Raw genomic sequence first — 18,968 nt, 5'->3', positions numbered from 1 at the left:
CGCGCTGCGCGGCCCAACGGCTGGCGGCGCATCTGTGATGCGCTGTCCTGGCGGCGGGAGCCCTGCCCCTCCGGTGCTGCCCGGCACCCGAAGCGGCGGCACTGCGACGCTTCGCGGCAAACGCAAACGGTGCATAAATGCGGCAGCCTGCGCGCCGCCCCCGGCGGCATATCTCAGGCCGCGGCCTTGAAACTCCGGGCATTCAGGCTTACTTTCCCACAATTCCACACAAAACACGGGACCAACCCAACCACAAAGGCTTAGCAGATATGACAAGCACTCTGATCCGCGCCTGGGAAGAAATTCTCAAGCCGATGCTGAAACGACCAAACCGCCTGCAAGTCGCCGCGCTGTGCTGCCGCACCGGCGAGGACGGCAAAGAAGTGCTGATGATCACCAGCCGTGGCACCGGCCGCTGGATCCTGCCCAAAGGCTGGCCGGTCGAGGGCAAGGACGGACCGGATTCCGCCCTGCAGGAAGCCTGGGAAGAAGCTGGCGTCCGCGAGGCCCGCATCTCGCCAAAGCCGATCGGTGAGTACAACTACACCAAATACCACGACAACGGCACCGAGGAACCGGTGACGACGCTGATTTTCTCCGCCGAGGTAGAACAGCTGACCGACGACTATCCTGAATCCGCTGAGCGCAACCGCCAATGGATGCGCCCGGAACAGGCCGCAACGCTGGTGCAGGAGCCGCAACTGCAGGAGCTTTTGCGTCAATTGTAAAAGTTATGTGACATTTTCATGCCTAACGCTTGATCCGTGACCGGAGCAGCGTTAGGCGCGTGCGCAGACCCCGGAATCAGGAATGCGACGATGAGCGATCAAGATCAGCGCACGCAATGGAACACGCTGGACAAGGATCTGAACAGGATCTCCCAGCTCGAACTGGCGACAGCCTATGCCTCCCGGCCTCTGGTAGGGCCCGGCATCGCACTGGCCTTTATCGTAGTGGCCGGCCTGGCGGCCGGCGTGTTCTTCGGCGGCTCGGCGATGAATATGGTGGTGATCGCCGCCGCCGCATTCGGCGCCTATATGGCGATCAATATCGGCGCCAATGACGTTGCCAACAACATGGGGCCGGCGGTCGGCGCCAATGCGCTGACCATGGGCGGCGCCATTGTGATTGCCGCCATTGCCGAAAGCGCCGGTGCGCTGCTGGCGGGCGGCGACGTGGTTTCAACCATCTCCAAGGGCATCATCGACCCCGCTGCGGTTTCCAGCAGCAGCGTGTTCATCTGGGCGATGATGGCAGCCCTCATTTCCTCGGCGCTGTGGGTGAACCTGGCCACCTGGGTCGGCGCGCCGGTCTCCACCACCCATTCGGTGGTGGGCGGCGTGCTGGGCGCCGGTGTGGCTGCCGCAGGCATTGCCGCGGTGAACTGGCCCACCATGGGCAAGATCGCCGCCAGCTGGGTGATTTCGCCCGTTTTGGGCGGGGTGGTTGCCGCGCTGTTTCTGGCCTTCATCAAGGCCAAGATCATCTACCAGGACGACAAGATCGCCGCCGCCCGGCGCTGGGTGCCGGTACTGGTGGGCATCATGGCAGGCGCCTTTGCCGCCTATCTGGCGCTGAAGGGCCTGAAGCGGATCGTCAAGATCGACCTGCAGACCGCACTGCTGATCGGTGCAGGCGCCGGGGCGCTGTCTTATGTCATCACCGCGCCGCTGATCAAACGCCAGTCCGAGGGCATGGAAAACCGCAACAAATCGCTGAAGGCGCTGTTCGGCCTGCCGCTGGTGATTTCCGCCGCGCTTCTGTCCTTTGCCCATGGCGCCAATGATGTCGCCAATGCGGTCGGTCCGCTGGCGGCCATCGTGCATGCAACCGAGTTCGGCGACTTCGCCTCCAAGGTCACTATTCCCACATGGGTAATGGTGATCGGCGCCTTCGGCATCTCGTTCGGCCTGTTCCTGTTCGGCCCCAAGCTAATCCGCATGGTCGGCAGCCAGATCACCAAGCTGAACCCGATGCGCGCATTCTGCGTGTCCCTGTCCGCCGCCATCACCGTGATTGTGGCCAGCTGGCTGGGCCTGCCGGTATCCTCCACCCATATCGCGGTGGGGGCGGTGTTCGGCGTCGGGTTTTTCCGCGAATGGCACATGGAGCGCCGCCTGAAGAAAACCGTCGAAGGGCGCCCGGCAGCAAAGCGTATCGCCCCCGAAGAACGCCGCCGCCGCAAGCTGGTGCGCCGCAGCCACTTTATGACCATCGTGGCCGCCTGGGTGATTACCGTGCCAGCTGCCGCACTGCTGTCAGCGGTGATCTTCCTGCTGCTGAACGCCATCGTCGGCTGATCCGCACTGCCGCGGCATTTAAAAGCCCCCGCGCCAGCCGGCTGCGGGGGCTTTTCCTTTCGCGGTTCAGAACGTCTCGACCCAGGGCCGCAGCACCAGCTCGTCGCTCCAGGCTGTACGGTCCTGATTGATCAGATGCATGTATTCCCGGGCAATCGCGTCCGGATCAAGCATGCTGCCGGTCTTCCCCTCCGCAGCAGCCTTTTCTTCCCGTTCTGCGGTACGGATCGCGCCATCGACATTGATCCAGGCCACATGAATACCTTTAGGATGCAATTCCCGCGCCATGGACTGTGCAAGCCCTCTCTGCGCGAACTTCCCCATCGCAAATGCAGCCGAGTTTGCAAATCCCTTTACCCCGGCGGAAGCCCCGGTGAACAAAATGGTGCCGCGGCAACCCTTTCTCATCTGCTGGGCCAGCATCCGCCGGGCGGCGGCTTGCCCCAGCAGAAATGAGCCGAAAGCGGTTATCTCCACGGATTTCCGCACAGTTTCCGGATCAAGGTCCGCAATGCTCCCCCTTTGCAGCGCGGAAGGATTGTAGCAGGCGACCCGCAGATCGCCCTGCAAGCCGTCCACCAGCGCAGCCACACCCAATGCGTCCGTGCCGTCCAGCTGATGCAGCTCGGCGCCGGTCTCCGACGCGAGCGCCTCCAGCTTGGCTATGTTGCGCGCTGCAAGATGCAGCTCGTAGCCGTCGCGGGACATCGCCCGGGCAAAGGACTCCGACAGTCCCGTCCCTGCGCCGATAATCAATGCAGCCGGTTTCGGTAATTTGTTTGCCATCGCTGGACCTCCCGTTCATGTCCGGGAGGATGCTGGCGTCAACACGGACTGCGCGCAAGAGGCCGCAGCTGCGGATCACCGCGTCACTTCACGGACATGTGTCAGGCGGGCGCGGCTGCCGGCAATTGCGCAAGGATCTCCGAAGCGGGCAGCACCGTGCCAAAGCCGGCATGCAGCGCCGACAGCGTCACCTCCAGCACCTGCCCGGCGTCTAGCTCGCCGCCCTTGCGTGCCGGCAGCGAGAAAGCGATCAGCGCATCCTCAACAACCTGGATTTCAAACCCCAGGTTGGCTGCGGAACGGGCGGTCGAGTTGACGCAGAAGGCCGCAACCCCGCCTGCAATCACCAGCCGGGAGATGCCGCCGTCGCGCAGATGCTGTTCCAGCCCGGTGCCAACAAACCCGGAAGAGCCGGTTTTCCAGAACACCGCCTCGCCGTCCGCCGGCATGGCGCATTCCATAGGCTGGCCGCTGGGCAGATCGCGGCGAAACCCGCTTTCGGGGCGCGGGTCGTCATGCATCACATGCACAACCGGCCGGCCGGCTGCGCGGAAGGCGGCAGCCAGACCGGCAATCTTCTCTTCGGCCTTCGGATTAGCCCGCTGGCGGCCGGAGGCGGTCACATTTGCCATCTCTTGCTGCATGTCGACAATCAGCAAAGCGGTGTTTTGATCCATGAAAAATCCCTCGCGCTTGAATACAGGCGCGAGGATTGCAGAGCAGAACGGAATAGGCCAGCGCAATCCCCCGTTCCGTTTAGGTCAAAACGAACGGTCCTGTCAGACGCGTGGCGCCGGGCCTTTGGCCCGGCGCCACGCCCAACTGGCAAGGTTCATTCTATTGAATGCACCGCGACAGGCGGGAGCGCCCGCGCTCCGCGAAACCAGCAGACGTCAGCCGCCGATACACCAGCGCATGACAGCCTTTTGCGCATGCAGCCGGTTTTCCGCCTCGTCAAAGATCACCGATTGCGGCCCATCCATCACGGCGCTTGTCACCTCTTCCTCGCGGTGGGCTGGCAGGCAGTGCATGAACAGCGCGTCAGGTTTGGCAGCAGCCATCAGATCGTCATTCACCTGATAGGGGCGCAGCATGTTGTGGCGGCGCTCCTTGGAGGACTGGCTGTCATGCATCGATACCCAGGTATCGGCCACAATAAGATCGGCCCCTTCAACGGCTTTGAACGCGTCCCGCTCAACGGTCACCTTGGAGCCCGCCTTGCGCGCCAGGCCGATGAATTCCTCCTCCGGATCCAGTTGCGCCGGGCCGGTGAAAGTGAGGTCGAACCCGAACTGCCCAGCGGCATGCAGGAAGGAGGCACAGACGTTGTTGCCATCGCCGGCCCAGACCACTTTCTTGCCCTTGATCGACCCGCGGTGCTCCTCATAGGTCAGCACGTCCGCCATGATCTGGCAGGGGTGGGTACGGTCCGTCAGGCCGTTGATCACCGGCACGTCGGAGTATTCCGCCATCTCGGTCAGCACAGTTTCGTCAAAGGTGCGGATCATGATCATGTCGACGTAGCGCGACAGTACACGGGCAGTGTCGGCGATGGTTTCGCCGTGACCCAGCTGCATGTCCTTGCCCGACAGCACCATTGTCTGGCCGCCCATCTGGCGCACGCCGGCGTCAAAGGACACCCGGGTCCGGGTCGAGGGTTTTTCAAAGATCAGCGCCACCATCCGGTCCTTCAGCGGCAGCTCATCATCCAAGGCGGCCTTGGGCTGGCCAAGGCGCGCTTGCTTGGTGGCTTTGGCCTGATCGATGATTGCGCGCAGGTCGGAGGGGTCGGTTTTGTGAATGTCGAGAAAATGGTTCATGACTGTATCGCTTTATTCTGGCGAAGGCCCGGGGGCGCTGCCCCCGGACCCCCGGGATATTTTCTGCAAGAGGAAGCTTATGCGGCTGCAACCTGGGCGGCGGTTTTCTCCAGGCGGCTGACGGCCTCGGCGATGTCCTCGTCAGTGAGGGTCAGCGGCGGCAGGAGGCGGATCACGTTGTCCGCTGCGGGGACGGTGATCAGTTCGTTATCATAGCCGGCCTGGACCACATCCGCGTTCACCGCCTTGCACTTGAGCCCCAGCATCAGGCCGGAACCGCGGACTTCCCCGAAGACGTCAGGATGATCGGCAACAAGCCCCTCCAGCTTCTGCCGCATGAGGCCCGCCTTGCGGTTCACCTCAGCCAGGAAGTCCGGGTCAGCCACATGATCCATCACCGCGCAGCCCACCGCGCAGCCCAACGGGTTGCCGCCATAGGTGGAGCCATGGGTGCCCGCAGTCATGCCGCTGGCCGCGTCTTCGGTGGCGAGCACCGCCCCCAGCGGGAAGCCGCCGCCAATACCCTTGGCCACCATCATGATGTCGGGGGTGATGCCTGCCCATTCATGGGCAAACAGCTTGCCGGTCCGCCCCACCCCGCATTGCACCTCATCCAGGATCAGCAGCAGGCCGTGCTCATCACAGATTGCGCGCAGCGCCTTCAGCTCGGCATCGGGCACCGGACGGATGCCGCCCTCGCCCTGCACCGGCTCGATCAGGATCGCGGCAGTGCTGTCCGAAATGGCATTGGTGACGCCATCCAGATCGCCGAAGGTCAGATGAACAAATCCGGGTAGCAGCGGACCAAAGCCCTTGACCATTTTTTCAGACCCTGCGGCGGCGATGCCGGCCGAGGACCGGCCATGAAAGGAACCGTCAAAAGTGATAATCTCCACCCGCTCCTGCCGGCCCTTGTCATAGAAATACTTGCGCGCCATTTTCACTGCCAGCTCGCAGGCCTCGGTGCCGGAGTTGGTGAAGAACACGGTATCGGCGAAGGTATGCTCCACCAGCTTGTCCGCCAGCGCCTGCTGCTGCGGAATGTGGTACAGGTTGGAGACATGCCATAAGGCTTGCGCCTGGGTCGTCAGCGCCTCCACCAGCGCCGGATGGGCATGGCCCAGCGCATTCACGGCAATGCCCGAGCCCAGATCCAGAAAGCGTCGCCCGTCCGCCGCGGTCAGCCAGGCGCCTTCGCCTTTGACGAACTCAAGCGGTGCACGGTTGTAGGTCGGCAGAACGGACGGGATCATCAGGATCATCCTTTTCAAAGGTTGAAGCCAAAGCTGTGCAACAGCTGGGGCCTTGGGTCAACGGTAGGTCAATGATTTTGGAATGGGATGCGCCATGAAAGGACACAACAGATCAAAGGGCCGGTCACGCCAGGCGGCGTCGGCGTCGCGAAACGGTGATATCTGCACGTTTGATCATGGGTGGGTTCCATAGTGGAGGATTGAGCGAAAGAAAACCCCTTTTGCACAACGCTGCCCGCCAATCCGCCGCAGCGCGCCGCGCGTCCCTTCACCTTTGCCGAAATACTCCGGGGTGAATTGGCCGCCAGGCCAAGAGGGGCAGCGCCCCTTCCTGCGCAAGACTGCTGCCGATTGCAGAGCGTTTTCTCTTGCATCCCGCGGCGGCTTGCCGCACCGCTTTGCCATGACCCGTTACACCCCGCAGAACCCGGCTCTGGCTGCCGCCCTGATCCTGGCGGCGACAACCTTCATCGCTGGCACCACTCTGCTGGCCAAGGCACTGGGGACCGGGAGCCTGGGGGCGCCGCTGCACCCGTTGCAGATCAGCCATGGGCGCTTCCTGTTTGCCTTCATGGGCATTTCAACCGCCGTGCTGATCCTGCGGCCCAGGTTCATCCGGCCGCATTGGGGCTATCACATCGGGCGCACCTCCTTTGGCTGGGCCGGGGTAACGCTGATGTTTGCCTCGGTTGCCTATATCCCGCTGGCCGATGCTACCGCGATAGCCTTCCTGAACCCGGTTTTCGGCATGCTGCTGGCGATCCCGCTGCTGGGCGAGCGGGTCGGTCCCTGGCGTTGGGGCGCGGCGCTGATTGCCATGATCGGCGCGATGATCCTGCTGCGGCCGGCACCTGCCAGCTTTCAGCCTGCGGCGCTGCTCGCACTTGGGGCAGCAGCGATCATGGGGCTGGAGCTGATATTCATCAAAAAGCTCGCGGGCCGCGAAGGGCCTTTGCAAGTTCTGTGGTTCAACAACCTGCTGGGCGTGATGATTGCCAGCTGCGCCGTGCTGCCGGTCTGGCAAATGCCCAGCCTTGCACAATGGGGCGCGCTGGCCGCACTGGGGCTGCTGATGGCCTGTGCCCAGGCCTGTTTCATCAATGGCATGGCCCGTGCTGATGCCTCTTTTGTGGCGCCGTTCAGCTATGCAACGCTTGTCTTTGCAGCCCTTTATGACTTTATTGGCTTTGGCGTGGTGCCGGATGCCATTTCTTTCCTTGGCGCCTTTATCATTCTGGCGGGCGCCGCCATCCTTGCCTGGCGGGAAGGGCGGCCCAGTCCCCCGGCGGGCCGCGCGGCTGCAGCGGCGCACAAGCCTTAGCCGCCCGGCCATCACGAGAAGTTATTTCCGGCGCCAGGCCCGCATGCGACCCTTGCGTCGAAAAACGGCATTTTCCCTGCATCTTCCGCGCCACGCTGTCCTTTGACAGAACAGGAGGACGCAGATGCACGAGAGGCGAATTCCCGAATGGCTGCGCCATGCGCCGGTGCCTTCGGTGCGGGACTTTGGCGTTCTGGCCGGGCTGGAGGCCGTGGTGCGCGGCACTTTGATCTCTGTCTTTCCGCTGATCATGTACCGGGCATTGGGTGATGCCGGGATGGTTTCCGCCTCCTATTTCGCGGTCGGCATCCTATCGCTGCTGGCCGGGCTGATGGTCCCTGCCCTGATCCAGGCGGTGCCGCGCCGCTGGGCCTATTCGCTTGGGGCGCTGATGTTTGTTGCCTCTGCCGGCTTTGCCATCGAGGGCAGCCCGGTTTCGGTGCTTGCTGCCCTTGCACTGAACACAGTGGCGGCGGTGACCACTTTCATCTGCTTCAACGCTTATGTGCTGGACTACATCTCCCGGATGGAACTCGGGCAATGCGAAACCTCGCGGATGTTCTATTCGGCCCTTGGCTGGACCGCCGGGCCAGTGGCGGGCGTGCTGCTGCTGGAGGTCTGGGCGCCCGCCCCGTTTCTGATCTCTGGCGCTGCGGCACTGGTGATGCTGGCGGCCTTCTGGTGGATGCGCATGGGCAACGGCAAGCAGATCGCCCGCGCCCGCGGCCCGGCCTCTAATCCCTTGACCTACGTGCCGCGTTTTCTGGCACAGCCGCGTTTGGTCGCTGGCTGGCTGTTTGCGGTGATCCGCTCGGCCGGGTGGTGGATCTATGTGGTCTACCTGCCGATCTTTGCCATCGAAAAGGGCCTGGGCGAGGAGCTGGGCGGTATCTTGCTGTCCGTTACCAATGCCGCCCTGTTCGGCGCACCGCTGCTGCAGCGCTGGGTGCAACAGCATTCGATCCGGCTTGCGGTGCAGGCCGGCTTTTTGGGGGTAACCGCCTGTTTTGGCGCCGCATGTGTTGCCCAGGGCTGGCCTGCTGTGTCGATCACCTTGCTGGTGGCTGGTTCGGCCGCACTGATCCTGTTGGATATCTGTGCGGGTCTGCCGTTTCTGATGGCGGTGAAACCATCCGAGCGCACTGAGATGTCGGCGGTTTACTCCAGCTACCGCGACATTTCCGGCATTCTGACCCCTGGCGTTGCCTGGCTGGTTCTGCTGGCTGCGCCGGTTGCGGGGATTTTTGCGGCAGGTGCGGCAGCCACCGCGGGGGCGGTACTGCTGGCCGGAAACCTGCACCCGCGGCTTGGACGCAGGAAACAAGTTCAGCCGTCAGGCGAAGATCCGGTTCCGGCAGAATAGCAGCGTCAGGGTTTCAGCCGGTAGCCGGAGCGCAGCATGGCCCAGGCCAACAGGCACACCACAAAGGTGGCACCGCTGCAAACCGCCAGCCCCAGCAGCGGCGGACTGTCGGAGGTGCCGATCACCCCGAATCGCACGCCGTCGATCAGGTAGAAGACCGGGTTCAGATGCGAAATCACCTTCAGAACCGGCGGCAATGCCTCAACCGAATAGAAGGTGCCCGACAGAAAGGCGAGCGGAGTGACGATGAAATTGGTGATCGCCGCCATCTGATCGAATTTGTCAGCAAAGACGCCCGCAACGATGCCCAAGCCGCCCAGAAACGCCGCACCCAGCACGATGAACACCAGCGCTGTCAGCGGATGCGCCGGCACGATCTGCAGCACTGCCATCAGCCCCAGCCCGATGGCCAGCGCCACCAGCGTGCCGCGCGCCACCGCCCCGGCCAAATAGCCCAGCAGGATCTCCAGCCCTGACAAGGGCGGCATCAGCGTGTCGACAATGTTACCCTGCACCTTGGCAATCACGATGGAAGAGGACGTGTTTGCAAAAGCGTTCTGAATCACCGTCATCATCATGATGCCCGGCGCCAGGAAGGTCAGGAACGGCACCCCCATCACATCACCGCGCTGAGGGCCGATGGCAATGTTGAAGATCATCAGAAACAGCGCCGCGGTCATCAGCGGCGCCAGCAGAGTCTGGGTCCAGACCGCCAGAAACCGCTTCACCTCGCGCCAGGCCAGCGCCTTAAGCCCCAGCCAGTTCACCCGCCCGAACCGGCGTGCGCCCAATTCAACCTGATACCCCTGATCCGCCATGCTGCCCCCGTTTTTCGCTGCTTTGCCTGCATAACGGCTGCGGCAAGGGGCGCAAGATGCCTTGTAACTCCGCCAGCAGTGATTAGAATAGGGCGATCACACGGAATATGATGGCGGCCGCAGAATCCCTGGGGCCGCTATTAGCTTGGAAAGGCAACAGATGTCCTGGACAGACGAGCGCGTCGAACTGCTCAAGAAAATGTGGGGCGAGGGTCAGTCGGCCAGCCAGATCGCCAAAGAACTGGGCGGCGTCACCCGCAACGCGGTGATCGGCAAGGTGCACCGCCTCGGCCTGTCCAACCGCAACAGCGGCACAACCAAGGCCGCCGAGCCCAAGGAAAAGCCCGCAGCAGCCCCCGCCGCTGCGGCACCGAAACCTGCGGCCGCAGCCAAACCCAAGCCGCAGCCCAAGACCGAGCCGGCCCGCCCCGCAGCGGTCCAGCCCGCGGCAGCCGAAGCCCGGCCCGCGACGCCTGCACGCCGCCAGATCATCCCGGCCGGCCAGCCATTGCCGCCGCAGCCTTCGGCCAATGAAATCAGCCCCGAAGCACTGGCCAAGGTCAACGAGATCGAAAAGAAGGCCAAGAAGCTGAGCCTGATGGATCTGACCGAACGCACCTGCAAATGGCCGGTGGGCGATCCCGCGACCGAGGATTTCTGGTTCTGCGGCCTGCCTTCCCAGCAAGGCAAACCCTATTGCGAAGCGCATGTGGGCGTGGCGTTCCAGCCGATGTCCTCGCGCCGCGACCGCCGCCGCTGAGGATCGGGCAAGCACTCGCTGCCTGCGCGAACGCTTCTGCATCAAATCAAACCCGCGCCTTGCCGCGCGGGTTTTTCATTTCTGCGGTCCGTTTGCCCGGTAGACGGCTCAGGAGCAGGGCACCGGGTAACTGAGCGCTAAATCAGTTTGCCACCGGACCTTCGGAGGTGAATTTCGGGATCACACTGCCCGAGGCCGCGTCCGGCTCAATCCCCGGCCAGTTGCCTTCGGCCAGGTTGATGTTTTCCGGAATGTCCTCTTCCCAGAAACCGACGACAACGTCAGTGATGTTCAGATACAGCTTGTCATCCACAATGCGCCACAGGTTCGGATTAGCGGGCACTTTACCGCCGCGCGACACACCATAGGCGCAGTGGCCGTCATATTGCGGCGCATAATGGGCCGGATTTTCCAAAAACGCGTCGCGGTTGGCCGCGGTTGAAAACGCCCAGGTCGCGCCGTTGTGTTCGGCTGTAAAATCCGCGTGCCCCCGGACCGGTTCAGGCTGCGCGGTGCCCACCGGGTTCATGTCCAGGCTGCGGTAGGCCACCACGTCATAGCCGGAGACGGCAAATCCGGTTCCATCGACATATTGCTCGCCTGCAAAGGCCGGCAGGGCAAAGGACAGCGCTGCCACGGCAGCAAATGCAAAACGCTTCATGAAATCATCCCTTTCATCGGTGATCGCTTCAATTCGGGCACCGGCATCTTAACCGGCTTCGTGTCAGACACTATAGGTCCCGGCGCAAATGCGAAGGGGGGTTCACGCGGCTGTGTGCACAGACGAGACCCCGTGAGCATTTTGTAAAATTTCCGCCTCCGTACCTTCCAGTCATTGGAATTTCCAAATCCCCTCTTATCTCTGCCACAGCCAATTGCCGCAGCGCGTGCGATTGACCGCAAAACGGAAACAATCAAAGCAAGGCCCGACAGATGAGCGACACCCTCTATACCCCGCCGAAAGTCTGGAAGTGGGAGCAAGAAAACGGCGGCGAGTTTGCCTCCACCAACCGCCCCGTTGCCGGTGCGACGCATGACAAGGAACTGCCGGCTGGCAAGCACCCGCTGCAGCTTTACTCTCTGGCGACCCCGAACGGGGTAAAGGTCACAGTGATGCTGGAGGAGCTTCTGGCCAAGGGCCATGCGGGCGCCGAATATGACGCCTGGATTATCAAGATCGGCGACGGCGACCAGTTCGGTTCCGGCTTTGTTGGGATCAACCCGAACTCCAAGATCCCGGCGCTGCTGGACCGCAGCGGCGATGAACCGGTGCGGGTGTTCGAAAGCGGTTCGATCCTGATGCATCTGGCCGAGAAATTCGGAGAATTCCTGCCCAAGGACGGCACTGCGCGCACCGAGACCCTGAGCTGGCTGTTCTGGCAGATGGGCAGCGCCCCGTATTTGGGTGGCGGCTTTGGCCATTTCTATGCCTATGCGCCGGAAAAGTGGCAGTATCCGATCGACCGCTTTGCGATGGAGAGCAAACGCCAGCTTGACGTGCTGGACCGGCAGCTGGCGGAGCGGACTTACATTGCGGGTGAGGAATACACCATTGCCGATATGGCAATCTGGTCCTGGTACGGCCAGCTGGTTCTGGGCCGTCTTTATGATGCGGCAGAGTTCCTGGACGTGGAAAGCTACACCAATGTGGTCCGCTGGGCCAAGGCGATCGACGCCCGCCCGGCAGTGCAGCGCGGCCGCATGGTGAACCGGTCATTCGGCGATTTGCACATGCAGCTGCACGAGCGCCACGACGCAAGCGATTTCGCCACCCGCACCCAGGACAAGCTGGAACCGGCAGCGGAGTAACCGCCTGCCAAGCCCTCCCGCGCCCGCGATAGCCCAGGCAATGCCTGGGCTTCCTTTTGCGGCCTTGGGCCCGGCGCCGCGCTGACGCGCGGCGCGCCACCGATTGCAAGCAGCCTTTCAACCTTTGCCGGGTCAAGGGCTGGCACATTCTCGAACAAGCGCTTAACGGGGCAAATTTCTCTGTAAGCGCTTCTCAGCAGAAAGGGCCGCGCTGTGCACAGCACAGCGCCACGCCCAACTGTGAGGCACATTTGCAAAATGTGCCGGAGCAGGCGGGAGCCTACCGTGACAGCTGCAGTCAGACCAACCGCGGCGGCTTGTCCGGGTTGCTGCCCGGGATCTCCGGCTGGAGGGCGTCCGGTTCCGGCGGCTGCGGCAGATCGAACCGCAACCCGACCCGGGCCAGGCTGGCCGCGACCGGATCCTCTGCCGCAAAAAAGGCCACATCCATCGCCCCCGCCTCAATTCCGGAAAAGGTCAGCGCTTCGCCCGCGGCCTTGGCCAGCGACGGTTGCGCAGCCTCCTTGGCGCCGACAAACCCCAGGAGATGCCCCTGCCCCCCGCCGGCATACCGCACCCCCGCCAGATAGGCCGCAGCCGCCAGCCCGCCGGCAGTAGCCAGCTTGGCGTCCAGCGACGTCAGCAGCACCTCCGGCAACCCGGTTGGCGGCGTAAACTCCGCAATGCCGGCTTCCACCTCGTCCGGGGTGTGGCCAAGGGTCTGATGCAACCAGCCGACCGCGCCGGCAGGGATCAGAATGGCAGAGGGCGCCACCTCCAGGTTCAGGCCCAGCCCGATCCCCTGCCCGGCGAGCATCTGCGTGATGACGCGGCCGGAAAGCCCCGCATAAGGCACCGCCCGGCCCGCAAACTGCGCCAAGCGCTCTTCGCGGTCGAACACCAGCACAAAGGCACCCTCAGGTGTCTCAAACAGCTCAGGCGAGATCTGCCCGCCGGCGGCTTCTTCGGTCAGCATCAGGAACAGTTCGCTGTCAGCCAGCCGCTCGTAGAACCGCAGCCGGGCAGCATCGTCTGCAGGGGCCGCCTCCATCGCCGCATGGGCCAGATCCAGCGGGGTTTCTTCTGTCATCGCATCAGCTCCTTCACCCGGGCCTGCAGCACTGGCAGCAGTTCGGCCTCGAACCAGGGGTTTTTCTTCAGCCATCCGGTATTACGCCAGGACGGATGCGGCAAGGGGAAGACCTGCGGCGCATGATCCCGCCAGCCCTGAACCAGCGGTGTCAGCGGCCCCTTCACCCCCAGGTGATAGCGCTGCGCATGCGCGCCGACCAGCACCTTGAGGCGGACATCCGGCAGCTGCGCCATCACTTGGGCATGCCAGGTTTTACTGCAAATGGCAGGCGGTGGCAGATCCGCCTTTTTGCCGTTGTAGCCGGGAAAACAGAACCCCATCGGCACCACCGCCACCCGGTCCTTGTCATAGAATTCCGCCTCAGTGAGGCCCAGCCAGGCCCGCAGCCGGTCACCGGACGGGTCAGTAAAGGGCCGGCCGCTTTCATGTACCCGCGCACCCGGCGCCTGGCCGGCAATCAGGATCCGCGCTGAGGGGCGGAACCACACAACCGGGCGCGGCTCATGCGCGGTGGCGGTGGCGGCAAAGCGGTCCGAACAGATCCGGCAGCCCCGAATCTCCGCCTTCAATTGCTGCCCGGACTTCATTGTCCCGCCCTTGGAAACAGTCATCTCTCGCCCCGCCTTGCCATCCTGCCGCCAAAAAACCCGTCCCGCACCCCGGATCGGGGCTGAATTGGTTAAAACTTCATTGATCAATTATGGTACAATTCGACATAATAAAGCCAAATTCGCGGCGTAGGCCATTAACACTCTTTTGATACCAAAGAGCCACGGGCGCGTCAGTGCGCCATTGTGAACACGAGGCAGACAGAGCCCGCAAGAGGGCCGCACGAGCAGCACCGGAACCAGCAATGCTTGAGTTTGAAAACGTCAGCAAGTCCTTCTGGACAGGGACCCAGCGCAAGGTGATCCTTGACCGCGTGTCGTTCCGCGTCGAGCCGGGCAAATCGCTGGGCGTGCTGGCTCCGAACGGCACCGGCAAGACTACGCTGATCAACATGATGGCCGGCCTGGAAAAACCGGATGAGGGTGAGATCCGCCGCAATTGCAAGATTTCCTTTCCGCTGGGATTCATGGGCGGGGTGATCAGCCGCCTGTCCGCAATGGAAAACTGCCGCTACATCGCCAAACTGTATGGCCTGGATCCCGACTATGTGGAGGCCTATTGCCGCTGGCTGTGCGGTCTGGGCGAATATTTCGACCAGCCGATCGGCACTTATTCTTCGGGGATGCGGGCACGGTTCAGCTTCTCGCTGATGCTGGCGCTGGACTTTGACATCTACTTGATCGATGAAGGCATGCCCAGCACCACGGATGTGGAGTTCAACCGCAAGGCCGGCGAAATCCTGCAGGAGCGGCTGGAGACAACCACAATCATCATCGTCTCCCACCAAGCCAAGACGCTGGAGAAATTTGCCCGTTCAGCTGCGGTCCTGCTGCAGGGCCAGTTGCACATTTTTGACACTTTGGAAGAAGCGAAACAGCTCTATGACTACGAAACCGAGAGCTAAAAAGTTCCGCATCCGCCGCAGTCCCGCTGCAGCCGGAGCCAGCGGCGCCGGGGATCAGCCTCAGGCGGCCGGCGCAGCTGCAAGCCCGGCGGCCGGGCATTCCCAGCCCCGAACAGCCGCTGCCGCCCGGCCCGCGGCGCCTGCAGCAGCATCGGCAGCCCAGGCAGCCCCGGCAAATCCGGGCGCAGCACATCCGGCTGAAACGCAGACCCGCGCCGCGCCGCTGTCCGGCATGGTCAGCTCGGCCCGCGAGACCCAGCAGGAAACCGATATCAATGCGATCCGCCACGAAGGCCTGACCGGCCGTCAATTGCGCCTGGCCCGCCGGATGGCGCAGAAACACAATCTTGCCCCTACCTCGGATTTTGAAGCCGTGCAGATGCTGCGCGAACGCGGCATCGACCCGTTCAAGCGCGCCAATATGCTGGAACTGGTGGTGCCGCAAAACAAGGCGCAGCCCGCAGGCACCCCGCCTGCACCCGGTTCGGTCCAGCTGCCGCAAACAGTGCCCGCGGGCAAAACCACCCTGCCCTCGACCGAGCTGAGCCCGGCAGAGCGGCGCACCCGTGAAATCCAGGAAATCCAGCGCGATATCGCCCGCCGCCGCCGCCGCAAACTGACCTTGCTGGCAGCCCGGCTGGCCTTTTTCGTGCTGCTGCCGACACTGGCCGCGGGGTTTTACTTCTATTCGGTGGCGACGCCGATGTATTCCTCCAAATCCGAGTTCCTGGTGCTTAAGGCCGACAGCGCGGGCGGCGGTGTCGGCGGCTTGCTGTCGGGCACTCAGTTCGCCACCAGCCAGGACTCGATTGCAGTGCAAAGCTACCTGATGTCCAAGGAGGCGATGCTGCGGCTGGACCGCGAGGCAGGTTTCAAGGCGCATTTCACCCAAGCCTGGCTGGACCCGATCCAGCGGCTGCAGAGCGACCCGACAAACGAGGAAGCCTATGCCACCTACAGCCGCAACGTGAAGATCGGCTATGACCCGACCGAGGGCGTGGTGCGGATGGAAGTCTCTGCCGCCGATCCCGAAGCCGCGGCAGAGTTTTCGAGCAAGCTGATTTCCTATGCGCAGGAGAAGGTGAACAACCTGTCGCAGCAAAAGCGTGCCGACCAGATGTCGGAAGCCGCATCCGCCCTGTCAGACGCCGAAGGCCAGCGCCGGGCAGCGCAGGAACAGCTTGTGCTGCTGCAGCAGCAAGGTTCGGTTCTGGACCCCGAAGGGGTGGTGGTATCGCTGCGCCAGCAGATCAGCACCTTTGAAATCCAGCTGGAGGAAAAACGGCTGGAACTGGCCGCCCTTCAGGACAATGCCCGGCCCAACCGGGCAAAGGTGTCCGGCGCCGAGGCCGACATCCGGCGGCTGCAAGCAGTGATCGCAAGCCTCAACAACCGGATGGTCGACGCCTCGGCCGGCGAAAACTCGCTGGCCAATCTGCGGATCCAGATTCAGATGGCCCAGGCCGATCTGGCGACCCGCGATCTGATGCTGCAATCGGCCTTGCAGCAAGTGGAAACCACCCGTCTGGAGGCCAATCGCCAGGTCCGCTATCTGACCACCGCGGTGGAGCCTGTTCCCAGCCAGGAACCGTCTTATCCGCGCAAGTTCGAGAATACCGTTTTGGCTTTCCTGATCTTTTCCGGTATTTATCTGATGTGCTCGCTTACCGCGTCTATCCTGCGGGAACAGGTCTCATCATAAAGCCATCGGAAGCTCATGAAAAACATCGATATCGCCGGCCTCACTATCGGCAATGATTGTCCGCTGACATTCATCGCCGGCCCCTGCCAGCTGGAAACCGCAGACCATGCCCGGATGATTGCCGGGCAGCTGAAAGAGGCCTGCGACAAGGCCGGCGCCCAGTTTGTGTTCAAAGCCTCCTATGACAAGGCCAACCGGACCTCGCTGTCCGGCAAGCGCGGCCTGGGGCTGGACGAAGGACTGAAGGTGCTGGACACCATCCGCCGCGAATTCGGCGTGCCGGTGCTGACCGATGTGCACACCGAAGCGCAATGCGCGGTGGCGGCCGAGGCCGTTGATATCCTGCAAATTCCCGCCTTTCTGTGCCGCCAGACCGACATGCTGCTGGCGGCAGGCAATACCGGCAAGGCGGTGAACATCAAAAAGGGCCAGTTCCTGGCACCCTGGGACATGGCCAATGTGGTTGCCAAGGTGGAAAGCACCGGCAACACCAATATCCTGCTGACCGAACGCGGCACCTCCTTTGGCTACAACACCCTGGTCGCCGACATGCGGTCGCTGCCGCAGATGGCGCAGGGCGGCTACCCGGTGGTGATGGACGCCACCCATTCGGTTCAGCAGCCCGGCGGCAAGGGCGGCTCCACCGGCGGCCAGCGCGAGTTTGCCCCGCTGATGGCGCGCGCGGCTGTCTCTCTCGGTATTTCAGCGGTGTTCATCGAAACCCATGAGGACCCGGACACCGCGCCGTCCGACGGGCCGAACATGATCTATCTGGATCAGATGCCGCAGCTTATCGGCAGCCTGATGCGCTTTGATGCGCTGGCCAAGGCCGATCCCATCCGTATTTGAACCAGCAAAGAGATTTCAGAGATGACAAAACCCCAGTCCGAGGTGACCCCGAACACCTGGAGCTTTCTGCGCGACGCGATGATCAAGCCCACGGGTTTCCGCGAATATGACGCACGCTGGAAGTACCCGGAGGAGATCAACCTGCCCGGCATGACCGCCCTGGGCCTGGGGCTGGGCACCCAGATGCGCAAACGCGGGATCGAGCCGGTGATTGCGGTCGGCAACGATTACCGGGATTATTCGCTGGCGATCAAAAACGCCCTGATCCTCGGCCTGATGCAGGCCGGTATCCAAGTGAAGGACATTGGACCCGCCGTGTCGCCAATGGCCTATTTCGCGCAGTTCCACCTGGATGTGCCTGCCGTCGCCATGGTCACCGCCTCGCACAACCCCAACGGCTGGACCGGCGTCAAGATGGGCTTTGAGCGCCCGCTGACCCACGGCCCGGACGAGATGGACGAGCTGCGTGACATCGTGCTGAACGGCGAAGGCCAGCCCGCTCCGGGCGGCTCTTACGAGTTCGTGGATGGCGTGAAAGAGGCCTACCTTGACGATCTGGTAGGAGATTTCAAAATGTCCCGCCCGCTGAAGGTGGTTTGCGCCACCGGCAACGGCACCGCCTCGGCCTTTGCGCCCGAGTTGTTCAAGCGTTTGGGGGTTGAGGTGGTTGAGAGCCACAACGAGCTGGACTACACCTTCCCGCATTACAACCCCAACCCCGAAGCCATGGAAATGCTGCATGACATGTCGGCATCGGTGAAAGCCTCGGGCGCCGATCTGGCGCTTGGCTTTGACGGCGACGGCGACCGTTGCGGCGTGGTGGATGACGAGGGCGAGGAGATCTTTGCCGACAAGGTGGGTGTGATCATGGCGCGCGATCTGTCCAAAATCTATCCGAACTCCACCTTTGTGGCGGATGTGAAATCCACCGGGTTGTTTGCCTCTGACCCCGAGCTGCAAAAGAACGGTGTGACGGCGGATTACTGGAAAACCGGCCACAGCCACATGAAGCGGCGGGTCAAGGAAATCGGCGCCCTGGCCGGGTTCGAGAAATCCGGCCACTACTTCCTGGCTGAACCCATCGGCCGTGGCTATGACTGCGGCATGCGGGTGGCGGTTGAAGTCTGCAAGATGCTGGACCGCAATCCGGATCAGTCGATGTCGGACCTGCGCAAGGCCCTGCCCAAGACCTGGTCCACCCCGACCATGTCGCCCTATTGCGCAGATACCGAAAAATACGGCGTTTTGGAGCGGCTGGTGCAGAAACTGGTGGCCAAGCATGAGGCGGGCGACAGCCTTGCCGGCCGGGCGATCAAAGAAGTTGTCACCGTGAATGGTGCGCGGGTGATCCTGGACAATGGCTCCTGGGGGCTGGTGCGCGCGTCGTCCAACACGCCGAACCTGGTGGTGGTCTGCGAAAGCTCCGAAAGCGAAGACGAGATGCGGGCGATTTTCGCGGATATCGACGCGGTGATCCGCACCGAGCCGCAGGTCGGCGATTACGACCAAACAATCTGATCCCAGAGGCACTTGAGTGGTTTCGCCTGCTGACGCAGGCGACCGGCGCCCGCCTTCGGCGGG

Annotated in this window: 18 protein-coding genes; 10 read left to right on the top strand and 8 right to left on the bottom strand. The window is 62.9% G+C overall.

What is annotated here, in order from left to right; translation table 11 throughout:
* The first annotated feature begins 269 nt into the window (after window positions 1-269).
* Both K3724_RS06220 and K3724_RS06215 read left to right on the top strand, forming a co-directional pair.
* Window positions 270-728, top strand: coding sequence for an NUDIX hydrolase (locus tag K3724_RS06220; RefSeq protein WP_259991032.1), 459 nt, complete (start codon window positions 270-272; stop codon window positions 726-728).
* A 90-nt stretch (window positions 729-818) separates the two neighbouring features.
* Complete coding sequence (locus K3724_RS06215) at window positions 819-2,300, top strand: inorganic phosphate transporter (protein WP_129370266.1); 1,482 nt, start codon at window positions 819-821, stop codon at window positions 2,298-2,300.
* 66 nt (window positions 2,301-2,366) lie between these two features.
* Here the strand turns inward: K3724_RS06215 and K3724_RS06210 are convergent, their stop codons facing one another.
* From K3724_RS06210 to K3724_RS06195, 4 genes are all read right to left on the bottom strand, one after another.
* The gene (locus K3724_RS06210; RefSeq protein ID WP_259991030.1) at window positions 2,367-3,086 is read right to left on the bottom strand and encodes an SDR family NAD(P)-dependent oxidoreductase; all 720 of its coding nucleotides are present in this window, start codon (window positions 3,084-3,086) and stop codon (window positions 2,367-2,369) included.
* Window positions 3,087-3,187: 101 nt separating this feature from the next.
* Complete coding sequence (locus K3724_RS06205) at window positions 3,188-3,763, bottom strand: isochorismatase family protein (RefSeq protein WP_259991028.1); 576 nt, start codon at window positions 3,761-3,763, stop codon at window positions 3,188-3,190.
* A gap of 216 nt (window positions 3,764-3,979) precedes the next feature.
* Window positions 3,980-4,906, bottom strand: coding sequence for an ornithine carbamoyltransferase (gene argF / locus K3724_RS06200; protein WP_259991026.1), 927 nt, complete (start codon window positions 4,904-4,906; stop codon window positions 3,980-3,982).
* 77 nt (window positions 4,907-4,983) lie between these two features.
* Entirely contained in the window at window positions 4,984-6,159 is a 1,176-nt protein-coding gene (locus tag K3724_RS06195) for an aspartate aminotransferase family protein (protein ID WP_259991024.1), read from the bottom strand.
* A 403-nt stretch (window positions 6,160-6,562) separates the two neighbouring features.
* On the opposite strand from K3724_RS06195, the gene K3724_RS06190 reads away from it, so the two are divergent.
* A complete protein-coding gene (locus tag K3724_RS06190; protein WP_259991022.1) occupies window positions 6,563-7,480 on the top strand; it encodes a DMT family transporter in 918 nt (305 codons plus the stop codon).
* Window positions 7,481-7,604: 124 nt separating this feature from the next.
* A complete protein-coding gene (locus K3724_RS06185; RefSeq protein WP_259991020.1) occupies window positions 7,605-8,843 on the top strand; it encodes an MFS transporter in 1,239 nt (412 codons plus the stop codon).
* A gap of 5 nt (window positions 8,844-8,848) precedes the next feature.
* Here the strand turns inward: K3724_RS06185 and K3724_RS06180 are convergent, their stop codons facing one another.
* Window positions 8,849-9,661: an ABC transporter permease gene (locus K3724_RS06180; RefSeq protein ID WP_259991018.1), complete on the bottom strand. Its 813-nt coding sequence runs from the start codon at window positions 9,659-9,661 to the stop codon at window positions 8,849-8,851.
* 160 nt (window positions 9,662-9,821) lie between these two features.
* Between K3724_RS06180 and K3724_RS06175 the strand changes: the two genes are divergently transcribed.
* Window positions 9,822-10,421: a GcrA family cell cycle regulator gene (locus tag K3724_RS06175; protein WP_259991016.1), complete on the top strand. Its 600-nt coding sequence runs from the start codon at window positions 9,822-9,824 to the stop codon at window positions 10,419-10,421.
* A gap of 142 nt (window positions 10,422-10,563) precedes the next feature.
* Here the strand turns inward: K3724_RS06175 and K3724_RS06170 are convergent, their stop codons facing one another.
* A complete protein-coding gene (locus K3724_RS06170; protein WP_259991014.1) occupies window positions 10,564-11,082 on the bottom strand; it encodes a YHS domain-containing (seleno)protein in 519 nt (172 codons plus the stop codon).
* Window positions 11,083-11,354: 272 nt separating this feature from the next.
* Between K3724_RS06170 and yghU the strand changes: the two genes are divergently transcribed.
* Window positions 11,355-12,230 carry a glutathione-dependent disulfide-bond oxidoreductase gene (gene yghU / locus K3724_RS06165; RefSeq protein ID WP_259991012.1) on the top strand — a complete coding sequence of 292 codons (876 nt, stop codon included), beginning with the start codon at window positions 11,355-11,357 and terminating at the stop codon, window positions 12,228-12,230.
* A 298-nt stretch (window positions 12,231-12,528) separates the two neighbouring features.
* On the opposite strand, the gene K3724_RS06160 is transcribed toward yghU, so the two are convergent.
* Both K3724_RS06160 and K3724_RS06155 read right to left on the bottom strand, forming a co-directional pair.
* A complete protein-coding gene (locus K3724_RS06160) occupies window positions 12,529-13,320 on the bottom strand; it encodes an SseB family protein (protein WP_259991010.1) in 792 nt (263 codons plus the stop codon).
* Entirely contained in the window at window positions 13,317-13,934 is a 618-nt protein-coding gene (locus K3724_RS06155) for a uracil-DNA glycosylase family protein (protein WP_409201404.1), read from the bottom strand. Before K3724_RS06155 ends, K3724_RS06160 begins: the two co-directional genes overlap by 4 nt.
* 242 nt (window positions 13,935-14,176) lie before the next feature.
* Between K3724_RS06155 and K3724_RS06150 the strand changes: the two genes are divergently transcribed.
* The 4 genes from K3724_RS06150 to K3724_RS06135 are packed head-to-tail and all read left to right on the top strand — an operon-like array spanning window position 14,177 to window position 18,905.
* Window positions 14,177-14,836, top strand: a complete 660-nt coding sequence (locus K3724_RS06150; RefSeq protein ID WP_129370254.1) for an ABC transporter ATP-binding protein — start codon at window positions 14,177-14,179, stop codon at window positions 14,834-14,836.
* Entirely contained in the window at window positions 14,814-16,538 is a 1,725-nt protein-coding gene (locus K3724_RS06145; RefSeq protein ID WP_259991006.1) for a capsule biosynthesis protein, read from the top strand. Before K3724_RS06150 ends, K3724_RS06145 begins: the two co-directional genes overlap by 23 nt.
* A 15-nt stretch (window positions 16,539-16,553) precedes the next feature.
* Window positions 16,554-17,387, top strand: a complete 834-nt coding sequence (kdsA, locus tag K3724_RS06140) for a 3-deoxy-8-phosphooctulonate synthase (protein ID WP_129370252.1) — start codon at window positions 16,554-16,556, stop codon at window positions 17,385-17,387.
* Window positions 17,388-17,408: 21 nt separating this feature from the next.
* The gene (locus tag K3724_RS06135; RefSeq protein WP_259991004.1) at window positions 17,409-18,905 is read left to right on the top strand and encodes a phosphomannomutase/phosphoglucomutase; all 1,497 of its coding nucleotides are present in this window, start codon (window positions 17,409-17,411) and stop codon (window positions 18,903-18,905) included.
* Window positions 18,906-18,968: the final 63 nt, after the last annotated feature.

Origin of the sequence: Leisingera sp. M658, assembly GCF_025144145.1 — a bacterium.
In the GTDB taxonomy this organism is placed as follows: Bacteria; Pseudomonadota; Alphaproteobacteria; order Rhodobacterales; family Rhodobacteraceae; genus Leisingera.
The sequence above is the reverse complement of the archived record's forward strand: the minus strand, read 5'-3'. Positions and strand labels throughout refer to the sequence as shown.